General features: G+C 43.9%; 14 protein-coding genes. 9 read left to right on the top strand and 5 right to left on the bottom strand.

Annotated features, from left to right (window positions below; all coding sequences use genetic code 11):
- The first annotated feature begins 1 nt into the window (after window position 1).
- The 7 genes from QWZ13_RS14840 to QWZ13_RS14810 all read left to right on the top strand — a co-directional run bounded on the left by QWZ13_RS14840 (window position 2) and on the right by QWZ13_RS14810 (window position 9325).
- The gene (locus tag QWZ13_RS14840; RefSeq protein ID WP_215999501.1) at window positions 2-1039 is read left to right on the top strand and encodes a rod shape-determining protein; all 1038 of its coding nucleotides are present in this window, start codon (window positions 2-4) and stop codon (window positions 1037-1039) included.
- Window positions 1040-1153: 114 nt separating this feature from the next.
- On the top strand, window positions 1154-1984 hold the full coding sequence (mreC, locus tag QWZ13_RS14835; RefSeq protein ID WP_353959023.1) for a rod shape-determining protein MreC: 831 nt from the start codon (window positions 1154-1156) through the stop codon (window positions 1982-1984).
- Window positions 1981-2469: a rod shape-determining protein MreD gene (mreD, locus tag QWZ13_RS14830; RefSeq protein ID WP_215999502.1), complete on the top strand. Its 489-nt coding sequence runs from the start codon at window positions 1981-1983 to the stop codon at window positions 2467-2469. The genes mreC and mreD overlap by 4 nt, the downstream gene beginning before the upstream one ends.
- 8 nt (window positions 2470-2477) lie before the next feature.
- Window positions 2478-3077: a Maf family protein gene (locus QWZ13_RS14825; RefSeq protein WP_290282470.1), complete on the top strand. Its 600-nt coding sequence runs from the start codon at window positions 2478-2480 to the stop codon at window positions 3075-3077.
- 65 nt (window positions 3078-3142) lie between these two features.
- Window positions 3143-4603, top strand: coding sequence for a ribonuclease G (rng, locus tag QWZ13_RS14820; protein ID WP_215999504.1), 1461 nt, complete (start codon window positions 3143-3145; stop codon window positions 4601-4603).
- A 51-nt stretch (window positions 4604-4654) separates the two neighbouring features.
- Window positions 4655-8509 carry a YhdP family phospholipid transporter gene (locus QWZ13_RS14815; protein ID WP_290282469.1) on the top strand — a complete coding sequence of 1285 codons (3855 nt, stop codon included), beginning with the start codon at window positions 4655-4657 and terminating at the stop codon, window positions 8507-8509.
- A gap of 9 nt (window positions 8510-8518) precedes the next feature.
- The gene (locus tag QWZ13_RS14810) at window positions 8519-9325 is read left to right on the top strand and encodes a carbon-nitrogen hydrolase family protein (RefSeq protein ID WP_290282468.1); all 807 of its coding nucleotides are present in this window, start codon (window positions 8519-8521) and stop codon (window positions 9323-9325) included.
- A gap of 1 nt (window position 9326) precedes the next feature.
- Here QWZ13_RS14810 and QWZ13_RS14805 read toward each other — a convergent pair whose 3' ends face one another.
- The 5 genes from QWZ13_RS14805 to QWZ13_RS14785 all read right to left on the bottom strand — a co-directional run bounded on the left by QWZ13_RS14805 (window position 9327) and on the right by QWZ13_RS14785 (window position 12469).
- On the bottom strand, window positions 9327-10073 hold the full coding sequence (locus QWZ13_RS14805; protein WP_290282467.1) for an NRDE family protein: 747 nt from the start codon (window positions 10071-10073) through the stop codon (window positions 9327-9329).
- 31 nt (window positions 10074-10104) lie between these two features.
- A complete protein-coding gene (locus QWZ13_RS14800; protein WP_290282466.1) occupies window positions 10105-10485 on the bottom strand; it encodes a VOC family protein in 381 nt (126 codons plus the stop codon).
- A gap of 56 nt (window positions 10486-10541) precedes the next feature.
- Entirely contained in the window at window positions 10542-11345 is an 804-nt protein-coding gene (locus QWZ13_RS14795; protein WP_290282465.1) for a DUF1338 domain-containing protein, read from the bottom strand.
- Between the two features lie 105 nt (window positions 11346-11450).
- Window positions 11451-12350, bottom strand: a complete 900-nt coding sequence (rarD, locus tag QWZ13_RS14790) for an EamA family transporter RarD (protein ID WP_290282464.1) — start codon at window positions 12348-12350, stop codon at window positions 11451-11453.
- Window positions 12323-12469, bottom strand: coding sequence for a hypothetical protein (locus tag QWZ13_RS14785; protein WP_290282463.1), 147 nt, complete (start codon window positions 12467-12469; stop codon window positions 12323-12325). Before QWZ13_RS14785 ends, rarD begins: the two co-directional genes overlap by 28 nt.
- A 29-nt stretch (window positions 12470-12498) precedes the next feature.
- Here QWZ13_RS14785 and QWZ13_RS14780 point away from each other — a divergent pair, with 29 nt between their 5' ends.
- Window positions 12499-12669: a hypothetical protein gene (locus QWZ13_RS14780; RefSeq protein ID WP_290282462.1), complete on the top strand. Its 171-nt coding sequence runs from the start codon at window positions 12499-12501 to the stop codon at window positions 12667-12669.
- Window positions 12587-13414 carry a UTP--glucose-1-phosphate uridylyltransferase GalU gene (gene galU, locus QWZ13_RS14775; RefSeq protein WP_290283384.1) on the top strand — a complete coding sequence of 276 codons (828 nt, stop codon included), beginning with the start codon at window positions 12587-12589 and terminating at the stop codon, window positions 13412-13414. The genes QWZ13_RS14780 and galU overlap by 83 nt, the downstream gene beginning before the upstream one ends.
- Window positions 13415-13475 lie beyond the last annotated feature (61 nt).

Raw genomic sequence — 13475 nt, 5'->3', positions numbered from 1 at the left:
CATGTTTAAAAAAATTAGAGGTTTATTTTCCAGCGATTTGTCCATAGATTTAGGGACAGCCAATACACTTATATATGTGCGTGATCGCGACATCGTTCTGAACGAACCGTCGGTGGTTGCCGTACGCATGACTGGCAATCAAAAGACGGTTGCCGCCGTTGGTCAAGAAGCTAAGCGTATGTTGGGGCGTACTCCAGGCAGTATTCAGGCGATTCGCCCAATGAAAGATGGCGTAATTGCCGACTTTCACGTTACTGAAAAAATGCTTCAGCACTTTATAGCCAAGGTTCATGAAAACAGCTGGTTTGCGCCAAGCCCAAGAGTATTGGTCTGTGTTCCTTGTAAATCGACCCAAGTTGAACGAAAAGCTATTCGCGAGTCGGCTTATGGTGCCGGTGCCCGTGAAGTGTATTTAATTGAAGAACCGATGGCCGCGGCTATTGGAGCTGGCTTACCTGTTGAAGAAGCGCGTGGTTCTATGGTTGTTGATATTGGTGGTGGTACCACTGAAATCGCCATCATCTCATTAAACGGCATTGTGTTTAGTGAGTCCGTCCGAGTTGGCGGTGATCGTTTCGATGAAGCAATCGTTTCTTATATTCGACGTAACTATGGCTCTTTAATTGGTGAAGCAACCGCTGAGCGCGTTAAAATTGAGATTGGCTGTGCTTATCCTGGGGCTGAGATCAGAGAAATCGACGTTCGCGGTCGCAACCTAGCCGAAGGGATTCCTCGCAGCTTCACGTTGAACAGCAATGAAGTATTGGAAGCGTTACAAGAAAGCCTTTCAGCCATTGTTCAGGCCGTTAAAAGCGCCCTTGAACAAACACCACCAGAGCTGGCGGCCGATATTGCCGAAAGCGGCTTAGTGTTAACCGGTGGTGGCGCTATGTTAAGAGATATCGATCGCTTGCTGAGTGAAGAAACAGGCTTACCTGTGTTGATCTCTGATGATCCGTTAACCTGCGTTGCCCGTGGTGGTGGTCGAGCATTAGAAATGATGGATGAGCAAACGTTTGACTTCTTGAGCTCAGAATAAACGCCGCTATAATTTAAGTGAGCGTATTCATCAAAGCAAAGCACTTCTTTAGGAAGTGCTTTGTTGTGTTAATTGATTCAATAATTATGGCATAACCTAAAAGAGGAGAGACCCATTAAAGCGCTGTTTACGGCTGGTCCTCAACATGGCTATCGTTTTGCTCTCGTGGCCGCTATCTCTCTTTCGCTACTGGTTTTAGATTCTCGCTTTGCCCAGGTAGATATGCTGCGGCAGGCCATCTCCTATTTGGTTTCACCGGTTCAATCTTTGGTCACTTTCCCCAGCGAAGTTATACATTGGTCTTCAACGACTTTTGCCGAGCGCGATCAATTGATCGAAGAAAATCGTACGCTCAATAATCAAATCAGTGTTTTGCAGCAGAAAATGCAAAAACTCGCGGTTTTAGAAGCCGAAAATGATCGCCTAAGACGGTTGTTAGACGCCAGTGCACGAATTGAGTCAAGCTTTATGACCACTGAAATGATCAGTGTTGACCCTGACCCATACTCGATTCAGGTTATTATTAATCGTGGCGCAAGTGATGGTGCCTATGTTGGGCAGGCAATTCTAGATGCCGAAGGGCTGTTTGGCATGATTACTCAAGTTAATTCCATGACATCAAGAGTCGTACTGGTCGCGGACGCCAACATTGCCGTGCCGGTATACGTAAACCGCAACGGCATGCGCTCTGTCGTCATCGGTACCGGTGATTTAAATAATTTAGAGTTAGAGTACGTGCCCGACACGGCCGATATTGTCGTTGGCGATGTGTTGGTGACCTCCGGTTTAGCTGGCCGATACCCGGAAGGGTATCCCGTGGCGATGGTGGTAGCTAAGGAGCACGATCCTGGCGAACCATTTGCTCGTATCAGAGCGAAACCATTAGCTCAATTAAACAAAAGTAAAAATTTATTGATGGTATTCCAAAAAGAGGTCGCACAATGAAGCAAAAGCCGCCTCATGGGTTATGGCTAATAGCCGTCAGTTTCTTTATTGCCTTTTCATTAGCGGCGGTACCAATTCCTGGGCAGTTTCAACTTGCTCGCCCCGATTTTGTGGGCCTCTTTCTGATCTTTTGGTGCCTGGTATTGCCAGAACGATTTGGCATTACCATGGCGTTTGTTGTGGGTATTCTGTATGACACGCTCATCGGCACACAACTGGGTACTTATGGGTTAGTATTTTCTAGTGTGGCCTATTTAGTGTTATTACTGAACTTTCGGTTGCGTATGTATCCGTTGGGTCAGCAAGCTATGGTTGTTTTCTTGATTCTGGGCATCAGTCATGTGTTGGTGCAGTGGTTAAAAGATTGGTTTGTTGGTGGCATAACAGGCGAAATGCAAATATGGCCAGCGCTGGTTTCTGCGATAGTTTGGCCATGGGTTTATGGCATTGGCCGTAATTTAATGCAGTATTTTCGAGTACAATAAGGGTTGTCGTGTCTTTAGTTTTAGCGTCTCAATCGCCACGCCGCAAGGAATTGCTGGCTACCTTAGGGGTAAACTTTAACGTTGCCAGTGCCGATATTGATGAAACGGTTTTAAAAGGTGAAGCGCCTTCGGATTATGTTCTGCGTCTAGCCCAAGAAAAAGCGATGGTTATTTTTAATCGATTGGGTGCGTCAAAAAATACCGTCCTTGGTTCTGATACCTCGGTGATTTTTCAAGATCACATATTAGGAAAGCCTCAAGATCAAGATGAATTTATGGGCATGATGGCTCGGCTTTCGGGTCAAACCCATCAAGTGATGACGTCAGTCGCTGTTATCAGTGATAAAAAAATAAGCAAGCAGGTTGTTGTGACAGATGTAGTGTTTCATTCATTGTCGACCTCGCTCCTAGAAAAGTACTGGAAAACCGGTGAGCCCTGCGACAAAGCTGGTGGTTATGGTATTCAGGGGCTTGGATCACTGTTCGTACGTGAAATTCGTGGCAGTTACTCTGCTGTGGTTGGCTTACCGTTGGCTGAAACGGCCAGTATGCTGCTGGCTCATAACATATCGCTTTGGAATGAATCCTTAAACGCAAATGACCTGTAATTAGGCTACAACTGGGCGCTTAAACCTCTATAATAACAAAACTTAACTTATTTTTAGGCGTATTTATGTCTTCCGAGATTCTGGTCAATGTTACACCGATGGAAACGCGTGTGGCATTAGTCGAAAACGGTGCCGTACAAGAGCTCTACATTGAGCGTAGCCAAACCCGTGGGCTTGTAGGCAATATCTATAAAGGCAAAGTTGTTCGAGTGCTGCCAGGTATGCAGGCGGCCTTTGTTGATATTGGTCTCGAGCGTGCTGCTTTTATACACGCATCTGATATTGATCTTAATCGTACCGACAATGAGCCACATAAGCCTATCCAGACTTTAGTACGCGAAGGTCAAGCTTTGGTCGTCCAAGTCATTAAAGATCCGATGGGCACAAAAGGTGCGCGACTAACGACAGCACTGTCGGTGCCTTCTCGCTACTTAGTTTTTATGCCCGATTCAGATCACATTGGTATTTCCCAACGTATAGACAGTGAAGAAGAGCGCGAACGCTTGCGAGCCTTAGTCGCCAGCGTTAAAGAAGCTGAAGAGATCAAAAAAGGCGGGTTCATTTTAAGAACGGCCGCTGAAGGTGTCGGTGAGGCCGAGATTCAGAGCGACATGAATTATTTAAAGCGTTTGTTTCGAGTGCTAGAGCAACGCATGAAAGAAAATAAGCCCGCTACCATCATTTATGAAGACTTAGCGCTCTATTTGCGAGTTGCACGCGATATGGTGAAAACCGATGTGGAAAAAATTCGCATTGATTCCAAAGAAACTTTTTCTAAAGTGCACGAATTTGTCACTAAGTACACACCCGAAGTGGAAAGTGTCTTTGAGTATTACCCTGGTGAACGACCCATTTTTGATCTGTTTTCTGTTGAAGATGAAATTTCTAAAGCGTTAGGGCGCAAAGTGGAATTAAAATCGGGTGGCTACTTAATCATTGATCAAACAGAGGCCATGACAACCATCGATGTCAATACAGGTGCGTTTGTGGGGCACCGTAACTTAGAAGAAACCATCTATAAAACAAACCTTGAAGCGGTTACAGCCATTGCACGTCAACTTAGATTAAGAAACTTAGGTGGCATCATAATTCTTGATTTTATCGATATGGATGATGAAGAGCATAAGCGTCAAGTTCACCGGATGCTTGAGAAACACCTAGAGAAAGATCACGCTAAAAGCAAAGTGACCAGCGTCTCTGAATTAGGGTTAGTAGAAATGACGCGTAAGCGGACACGTGAAAGCCTAGAGCACGTGTTAACCGAGCACTGCAATGTTTGTGCTGGGCGAGGTCGCTTAAAAACCGCACAAACCGTGTGTTATGAAGTGTTTAGAGAAATATTAAGAGAAGAGCGCGCTTACAATACGGCACAGTATTTGGTGTTAGCTTCGCAACAGGTCATTGATACGCTACTAGACGAAGAGTCTTCCAATGTGGCCGATCTAGAAGAGTTTATTAATAAGCCGATTCGATTCCAAGTAGAGCCGATGTATAGCCAAGAGCAGTTTGATGTTATTTTGCAGTAGATTCAGGAATGACATGTGCAAAGTCTCACAGAAAAGTCGTAGAGTCGTGCAATGAACATTGGCTCTATTTGGCGAGCTCTTAAAAGTGCCGTCTTAAAAGTTTTTGTTTTCTGGGTTTTGCTATTTGCTGTTTACTTGGCATTAGGTCGTCAGTTTTTTCCTTATATTGAACGATATGAAACTTCGATAGAACAATGGTTATCGGGGCAATTTCAAGAGCGAGTTGAAATAGGTTCCATTAAAGGTGAGTGGGCTCGGTTTGGTCCTATCGTAACCTTAACGAACATCAGCATCGGCGAATCTCTGGATATTAAAGAAATGGTGCTGGCCCCTGGCGTCTTTGAATCGTTAAGTCACGGTGGTCTCTCGTTCTTAAAATTTGAACTAAGTGAATTTCATGGTCACTTAAAACAATCGGAGCAAGGGTGGCAATTAATTGGGTTGAAAGGGTCTCAGCAAGCCGAGCGGCCAGCGTTTAGTTTCGATAAGTTACTGAAGTTGCTGCAAAGACAGCAAAATATTCAATTTATAGCCTCATCGTTAAAAATCTCTCCTTTAGAGTTACCTTCATTCAATTTAACCTTAAACAAAGGTGAACTCTCCGGTTACGAGGGGCATAACTCCTTAACGGCCGACGCTCAAATTGAATATTCACAATTAACGGTTCCTGTTGAGCTACAAGCCGAATTTCATCAAAATAATCCCAATTTAAATAGCATTTATGTCAAACATGGCGCAATTGATTTCGCCCCTTGGCTGAATAAATCAGCGTCGATGGTCAGTGAAGCAAAAGCGTCAGGAGAGTATTGGTTAAATTTTAATGGCACCCAATGGCGATCACTGACGGCGCGCTCGATGATTGAAGTACTCACCGTGGAAGGCAAAGCGAAACCACTAAAACTGACCGATGTTAAATCGACAACGGTTTTAGAGAAAACCAGGAACGGCTTTTTTGCTAAATCCATCGTCGATACCTATTCCGTGAATGATTTGGCCATCAATGGTACTGAACTGACGCTAGACATTTTACCAGAAGAGTACCGAGTAACTTGGAGTCAACTCTCGGCTTCGTTGGTCGGCGCATGGCTTGCAATGAATGATACGTCCGATTTTTGGGGCAATTTAGGGCTGCAAGGCGATATTCATAAAGGCATGGCTCACTACCAGTTTGGTGAAGCTCAACGTTTAAAAATATCCAGCACCTTTAGTAATACCCGAGTCAATGCTTATATGGGTGTCCCAGGGTTAGATAATTTATCAGGCACTGTTACGGTAGATAACCTCCAAGGTCAAATAATGCTAAACCCTTCGGAGTCTCGATTCCGATATCCAGTATTCAATGATGATTCACTATTAGCTTCGATAGAAAAATCGATCGTTGATTGGCGCATCGTGGAAGGGGTAGGTGTTTTGCTAGAAGGGGAGCACAGTGCAAACATTCAGCACTTAAACGATTCAAAATTACCTTTAAATGTGCAGTGGTTTGCTTCGTTAAAAAACCAGGCTATGAAAAATGAAGGTTATGAAAACAGCTTAGGACTAGTTTTGGGTGCGCCAGAGATCAATAACGAGTGGGTGAAGTATGTTGCCAGCAGTAAACTCATACCTGACAGTGCTAGTCGTTATGTTTTAGACAGTTTTTTAAGTGGAAGTGCAACAGAAGCTGAATTCGGCTATTTTAGCCGAGGCGAAAAAGAATCTCGTAAATCACACTTTGATTTAGTGGCCTCTGTTAATTCTGCAACGCTCTCGTTCTTAGAGGGTTGGTCGCCACTGACAGTGCATCAGAGTCAGCTCAGTATTAATCAAGAATCACTGAATCTTGAGATAAATTCAGCGCAGTACGAAGCCCTAAATATTTCACGCGGTGATTTGTCATTAGACTTCTCCAAAGGTGACCTTCAAGCTGATTTTGGTGTTGAGGGCGACGCCTTTGAATACCTACGGCTGTTTAAAACCGGTGCGCTTCAACCGGTTGCACCAGCCGTCATTAATGATTGGCAGGCCACCGGGAATGTTCACAGTGAAGTGTCTCTCGAGGTAAATTTAAATAAGCCCAATGAGTTGAATGTCACTTCGCTGTCCGATGTTCTATCAGCTGAACTTAAGCTGGTGGATTTAGGGTTAGAGCTATCAGAAATTAACGGGTTGCTACAGTTCAATAATAAGCTTGGATTTGAGGCCAAAAATATTGAGGCTTTACATGCTGGTGTTATACAAAAGCTATCATTAAGTCGAGATTTATCAGACAACCGTCAGTTAGTTTCGATTGAAGCGAGTGGAGAAACCCCTTTAGCATTTTGGGGGGAGTACTTTAATGATCCTTACCTCAAAGGGTTTAGTGAATCGGTTGCTCACCAAACGGATATAAAGATTTATGACGATTTTGTAAGAATAACCGTTAATAGTGATTTTATAGGGCCGGAATTTAACCTCCCCATTCCGTTGAATAAGCAAAGCGACGACGCTTGGCCGGTCGTTTTTGATATTAATATCAATAACGAAAATGAAAAATCAGTACATGTTGATATTGAAGATAGACTCCAAGGGCTTCTAGAATTAAGTTCTGATAACGAAATTACGCGAGCCAGTTTCTCCGTAGGTCAAGCTTTAAAAGTGCACCCAGAAGAAGGGGTGTTTATTGATGTTCAAGCTCACTATATTGACGGACAAGCTTGGTGGCAAACGATTCAAAACATGAGGTCAATTTATTCAGTAAAAGCAACTGAATCGGCTCAAGGACCTAGTTTTGAATCAAAATTGAAAGAAATTAATGTGAATGTAAATTTAGGCTCTTATTTAGGTCGCGATTGGTCTCAGGCGGCTGTTCAGCTATTGCGAAATAACGATGCTTGGCTTATTGAGTTCGAAGCAGATGAAGGTGTCGGGAACGTGCTTGTTCCCCACAGTGACGATTCAATGTTCGCTGATATTGAGTGGTTGTCCATAGAAACGGAAGAACCTGAACTTCCTTGGCTTGAAGAGCAAGACCCATTAACTGAATATCTACCATCTGACGTTCCAAATATGGAAATTCAAATTAAAAACTTAGTTTGGAACGAACAAGACATGGGAGACTGGCGCGCTACCTTAACTTCTACGGGTCATTCCCTTTCGGTAAACTCGATAGTCGGGAATATGCCGGGTGCTACGCTCACAGGTGATATGGTTTGGCGACACGAAGACGAAGAGCACTTTACTGACTTTAGTGGCAACATTATAACGGGTGATGTATTAACCGTTTTAAATGAGTGGGAGTATGCCCCCGTGCTGACCAGTAGAGATGGGCTGTTTAATGTATCTCTGAATTGGTTAGGTTCGCCTGCGTTTTTCGATTTCAAACGAGTGCAAGGGAAAATAAATTTAGCCCTTACCAAAGGGGCTATTTTAAAAGTCGAAGAGTATGAGGGAATAAAATTAATTGGGTTGTTAAATTTCACCCGTGTTTTGCAGCGTATTGCTTTAGATTTCTCAGATCTTCTTTCGAGCGGCATTACCTTCGATACCATTGAAGGCGAATTGCTGTTTGACCGAGGGTTTGCTCGAGTTGGCGAAGGTTTAGTAATTGATGGCGCTTCCACCAATTTTCAATTCAGTGGAGATGCGGACTTGCTCGCCAATGTTATTGATATCGATATGGTGTTAACGGTACCGTTGTCGAGCACTTTTCCGCTGGTGGCATTATTAGCAGGTGTTTCCCCTCAAGCAGCGGCGGCAATTTATGTAACTGAGCGAGTATTTAACAACGAGCTAAAAAAAATCAGTTCCGCTCGTATGCACATTACAGGGTCATTTGAAGAGCCAATTATTAAGTTTTATCGCGTATTCGACAGTCAGTTAGGCAATGAAGACCAGACGGTTACGGATCGTCTAAAGAGTGTGGTTCCTTCAACCGCGAATCCATAGGAGATAACTATGAAGATGCTTTTAGCACAGATGACCAGTGTAAAAGATATTCACGCAAACCTTGCAGCTGTTCAAGAGTTTGCACAGCAGGCTTCCAGTCATCGTTGTAACTTATTGGTTTTACCTGAAATGTTTGCTCAGTTTGGCGTATCGGATACGACAGAGCTTGCTGCGCTCGAGACACACTTTAACGGACCAGTCGGGAGAATAATTCGTTCACTGGCGAAAGAACATGGTGTGTGGATCGTTGCCGGAACCGTGCCGGTAGATGCCCAAGATGGAGAAAGACCAAAAGCGCGTTGCCATGTCGTTGATGATCAAGGCGAGCTCATAACCTTCTACGATAAAATACATTTGTTTGATGCAACGGTAGGGGATACACAAGGAAGTTACAAAGAATCTGATAGCTATTCTTATGGCCGTGAACCGGTAGTTTTTGATTCACCTTGGGGGCGTTTAGGTTTGGCTGTTTGTTACGATCTTCGTTTTCCAGAAGTGTTTAGGTCTTTAAATGATCAAGGGGCTGAATTGGTTCTTTTACCCTCAGCATTTACCTATAAAACCGGCAAAATGCACTGGGACGCGTTGATTAAAGCGCGTGCGATTGAAAACGGATATTTTGTGGCCGGTGTCAATCAAACTGGGCAACACGATGAAAAACGACAAACATGGGGGCACAGCCAATTGGTTCACCCTAATGGAACGGTAGACACACTGGTTGAAGATGTTGACGCTTTGATTGTTGAGGTTGATTTCTCAGAAGTGTCGGAGTTTCGCAGCGCCGTTCCTGTAAACCAGCACCGGCGCCTTTCGTGATCTAAAACGCCCATTGATTCGTATGTGTGATATTCCCATTGAGATCAATTTGCTGTTCGCACACTCGGGTTAGCCCTGTGGCATCTTGCACGATATGGCTTCGGCAACGGGTGCCATACTCTTCGCCTAAAATACATTGCGAAGAAAGCTTAGCTTCCCATTCTATTGGTACGCCTGTGTTAGGCAGTTGTTCTTTCGGAGCAGGTTCAGTAGAACACAGAACGCTGTGTGCCGTGAGAGTGTTCTGCACCTTGGGAAGTTGATCATGTAGCTGTTGTTTAGCCTCGTTGAGTTTTGGCCAAGGTGTGTCTAAGGCGTCATTGCTCAGCCCGTATATTCCAGGGTTTAAAAAACGACCAGAAGGATTCGTCGAACTAAACCAAAACAAGCGTTTACCATCACACAGTAATAAATTGAACCCAGCATAATCGTTTATCTTGGGGGTGATGCTTTCATGAAAAGTCTCGATACTGCATTCGGATGATAAAAATTTTGTTACCAGTTCGCCGCGGCTAAGTTCTCTTTTCATGCCGATGTATCCAGGGCGTATATTCGTCAACAATGCGAACTTATTTTGACGATTTAGTCCAAGCCATGTTCCGCCCGCCTGTAAATCTTTACCCGCAAGAATTTCATTCGACCACCAGTGCATAGCTTGTGTTGGTCGCGCTCTGAATTCATCGCGGTTGGCGACCACGGTAAGAGGGTACTGTGACTGAGGTTGCCAAGAAAAAACAGCTAAGCACATGGAGGTTTCGCTCTTAAGAGATTAAAGTTTGTCAGCTAGAATGCACAGCAAATCGATTGCCATCAACATCTTGTAAGACTGCGCGATGGCCAAAAGGTTCCATAGAATGTATCGCCTGTAATACTTTTCCACCTTCCAGTTTTGCTATACTGACGGCTTGTTCTAATCGCCCTTCACAATTAAAGTAGGGCAGCATGGCGTTTGGGGTAGGTGTTACATTCGGTATGCTGAGCAGCGAAAGACCACTTGTTGAGCCTTGCTTCATCAGCGTTGCCATATCAGGGTTCGATTGTGTCGAGACGAGATCAAAATTTAATACAGCCTGATAAAACGATATGGCACGCGGTAAATTAGAAACGGGGATGTCTAACCATACAATAGCATTGCTGTGTGAAGTCATTTGTTTAATCACTGCTCTAAAACTATCGAGTTTAGAGCAGTGTGTTTACCGAAACAATCGTAAGATTGTTATTTTTTCATGTCGGTCGATTCAAAGATTTTATCTGCACTCGCTGCGACAAAGCCTTGATACAATTCGCCCGTTTCATCAAAATAGCGTTTTGCGAATTCGTAGTAACAAGTAGTGACTTCATGCTTCTGGCCATCTGAGAATTCAAATTCTTGTTTAGATGCCATGGTCGAGCTCTGTTCAAGCAATACAGAAGGGCTACCCTTAATGCGCCCGCCACTTTCATTAATTTGAAAGCCAAGCTCTTCAACGAGATCGTTCACTTGAGCGACTTCCGTGGTTTGCATTAATGCATTTACGTTGATAGTAAAATGATTGGCTCTTAGCCCAATGATGCTTAACCATGCTGCATATTCACTCTCTTCGGCTAACGTTAAGTAGTCTTCGTAACTCGGTGCTCGCCATAAGCGCCCGCGCCAAAAAATGCTCGGGTCGTTGACTTCTTTGGCGTCAATTTGTACCACCAAATCGTGGACAATTTTCTGAGCGGTATCGGAGAGCTCTTCAACCCTAAGTTCGCTTAAAAATACACGTGGTAAATCTTTTGAGGGTGGCGTGTAGCCATAGGCATCGAGTTTTTTGGCCGCAAAATGATAAGGCTCGTACCTTGTATAGCCTAATTCTAAAAGATAAGGCTCTAAATCTTTAATGGTAATTGGACCGATATTAAATGTTCGGAATGCGACATGATCGTTCAACACTTCTTCACCGCGTTGGCGCAAAGCATTGGCAATTGTCTCGGCCTGGGGTGTCATGTTTACGTAGTCTTGCCAAAGAGCAGAGTAAAAATCTTTTATGTTCACGAGAGGTCTCCAACGTCGCTTTATTGTTTTCTGAGCGTTAATTGCTCGACTGAGAATAGAGACAGCATACTGCGGCTAAACGCGTAAGGTTATCAGCCGAACGCCCTATATTTGCTTGATTGCGCCTCGACGGTGTTTAACTTTTAAAATATTGTCCCAAATCAAAATCGCAAGTGCTGACCATATTATTGAGAAGGTAATGAGCTTTTCTGTGCTAAAGGGTTCATCGTAAACAAAGACAGCTAAAAGGAACATGCCGCTGGGACCGATGTATTGGAAAAAGCCAAGCGCCGAAAGGGAAATTCGATTGGCTGCCGCGGCAAAGCACAGCAGCGGGATCATCGTGACAGGGCCAGCTAATACTAAAAGTGCGTTTAGGCTCGTACTGTTTTCTGTCAAGTTCAGTGTAGTGTGGGGCATCCATAGAAAGTAAACTGCAAAAATGGGTAGTAAAAGACCCGTTTCTAGTGCCATGCCTACGAAGCTGTCTACGCCCAGTTTTTTTCGAAAAAATCCATATAATGCGAAGCTGGTCGCAAGAAATAAGGCGACCCATGGCACTTTACCAAACTGAATAAGCTCGAAACCTACCGCGATCACACAAAGTGCAGCGGCAATAATTTGCGGTCTGTCGAGCCGTTCGGCAAAAAATAACATTCCTAATATAATGTTGATGAGCGGATTTATATAGTAACCAAGGCTGGCATCGAGCATTCGGTTGTCATTGACCGACCAGATAAATACGCCCCAGTTACCGCCAATGAGTAAGGTGGTTAAGAGCAGGTATTTTCGTGTCTTAGAGCTTTTTAACGCCTCTAATAATGCGGCCTTACGGTTCGTCAATGCAATAATAATTAGCGTAATTAGCAAAGACCAGATAACTCGATGCGTTAATATTTCTGTAGCTGGAACTTGGTCTATTAATTTAAAATAGATTGGGGCAAATGCCCAAAAGGTATAGGCTACTAAAGCAAAGATCACACCTTGGTTTTGATGACTCGGCATTCGCTCTCGATATTGGCAGTTTTATGGAGGGCGTTGACTTTAATGCCAAAATTAATAGGAAGCAATGTTTTGCCAAGCGATCTTTTGCGATGGTAGTGTAACTTCAAAATATAGGGCACAATAGGCTCTATAAAGCCGTAAAATCTAATTGACTATGGTCGCTGTGCTCAATGTAACGGTAATCGTCAGTCTCGGTGTATTGAATTTAAGGAAAAATGCAAATGATACGCAAATGTATGTTCCCGGTGGGTGGTTATGGCACTCGATTTCTTCCCGCAACCAAAGCATTACCAAAAGAGATGTTGCCTGTTGTAAATAAGCCGTTGGTTCAATACGGTGTAGAAGAGGCGATCGAGGCCGGCTTAAATTATGTCGGGTTCGTTACAGGGCGGGGCAAGCGTGCAATTGCCGACCATTTTGATATCTCTTATGAGTTAGAGCAAGAGATCAGCGGTACATCTAAAGAACAGTATCTTCAGTCTATCCGACACGTGATGCATGAAGGCATTTTTTCTTATACCCGCCAAAAAGAAATGAAGGGCTTAGGTCATGCAATTTTAGCCGGCGAGACTCTGGTGGGTAATGAGCCGTTTGGCGTGGTTTTAGCCGATGATTTATGCGTGGGCGATTCTGGTGAAGATAATGTCCTTGCGCAAATGGTTAAGGTTTATAAGCAATTCCGATGCTCAATCGTGGCCGTCATGGAAGTACCAGAAGACGAGATCCATAAATACGGTGTCATTGCAGGTGAAGCCATGAAAGATGGCCTTTATCGAGTCAGTGATATGATTGAAAAGCCCGATAAAGAAGATGCTCCAAGTAACTTGGCCGTTATCGGGCGTTACATTTTAACACCGGACATTTTTGAAATCTTAAAAGACACGCCTCCAGGCAAGAACAACGAGATTCAACTTACAGACGCATTAAAGCAACAAGCCCAAGATGGTGTGGTGTTAGCGTACCGCTTTAAAGGCACACGTTTCGATTGTGGTTCAGTTGAGGGCTTTGTCGAAGCGACTCAATATTGCTATGAAAACCTTTATAAAGAAGGTAAAGGCAACTAATCAGCCTTTTTGAACCGCCATAATGAAGCAGATTACTAATGCATTTTATGGCGGCATTCCT

Origin of the sequence: Reinekea marina (genome assembly GCF_030409715.1) — a bacterium.
Taxonomy (GTDB): domain Bacteria; phylum Pseudomonadota; class Gammaproteobacteria; order Pseudomonadales; family Natronospirillaceae; genus Reinekea; species Reinekea marina.
Note: the sequence above shows the minus strand (reverse complement) of the source record. Positions and strands in the feature narration are given on the sequence as shown.

Excerpts from the sequence above, each read along its gene's own strand:
- galU (WP_290283384.1), top strand. The coding sequence starts at position 12,587 with ATGTTCCCGGTGGGTGGTTATGGCACTCGATTTCTTCCCGCAACCAAA.
- QWZ13_RS14810 (WP_290282468.1), top strand. The coding sequence starts at position 8,519 with ATGAAGATGCTTTTAGCACAGATGACCAGTGTAAAAGATATTCACGCA.
- rarD (WP_290282464.1), bottom strand. The coding sequence starts at position 12,350 with ATGCCGAGTCATCAAAACCAAGGTGTGATCTTTGCTTTAGTAGCCTAT.
- mreD (WP_215999502.1), top strand. The coding sequence starts at position 1,981 with ATGAAGCAAAAGCCGCCTCATGGGTTATGGCTAATAGCCGTCAGTTTC.
- QWZ13_RS14805 (WP_290282467.1), bottom strand. The coding sequence starts at position 10,073 with ATGTGCTTAGCTGTTTTTTCTTGGCAACCTCAGTCACAGTACCCTCTT.
- rng (WP_215999504.1), top strand. The coding sequence starts at position 3,143 with ATGTCTTCCGAGATTCTGGTCAATGTTACACCGATGGAAACGCGTGTG.
- QWZ13_RS14815 (WP_290282469.1), top strand. The coding sequence starts at position 4,655 with ATGAACATTGGCTCTATTTGGCGAGCTCTTAAAAGTGCCGTCTTAAAA.
- QWZ13_RS14840 (WP_215999501.1), top strand. The coding sequence starts at position 2 with ATGTTTAAAAAAATTAGAGGTTTATTTTCCAGCGATTTGTCCATAGAT.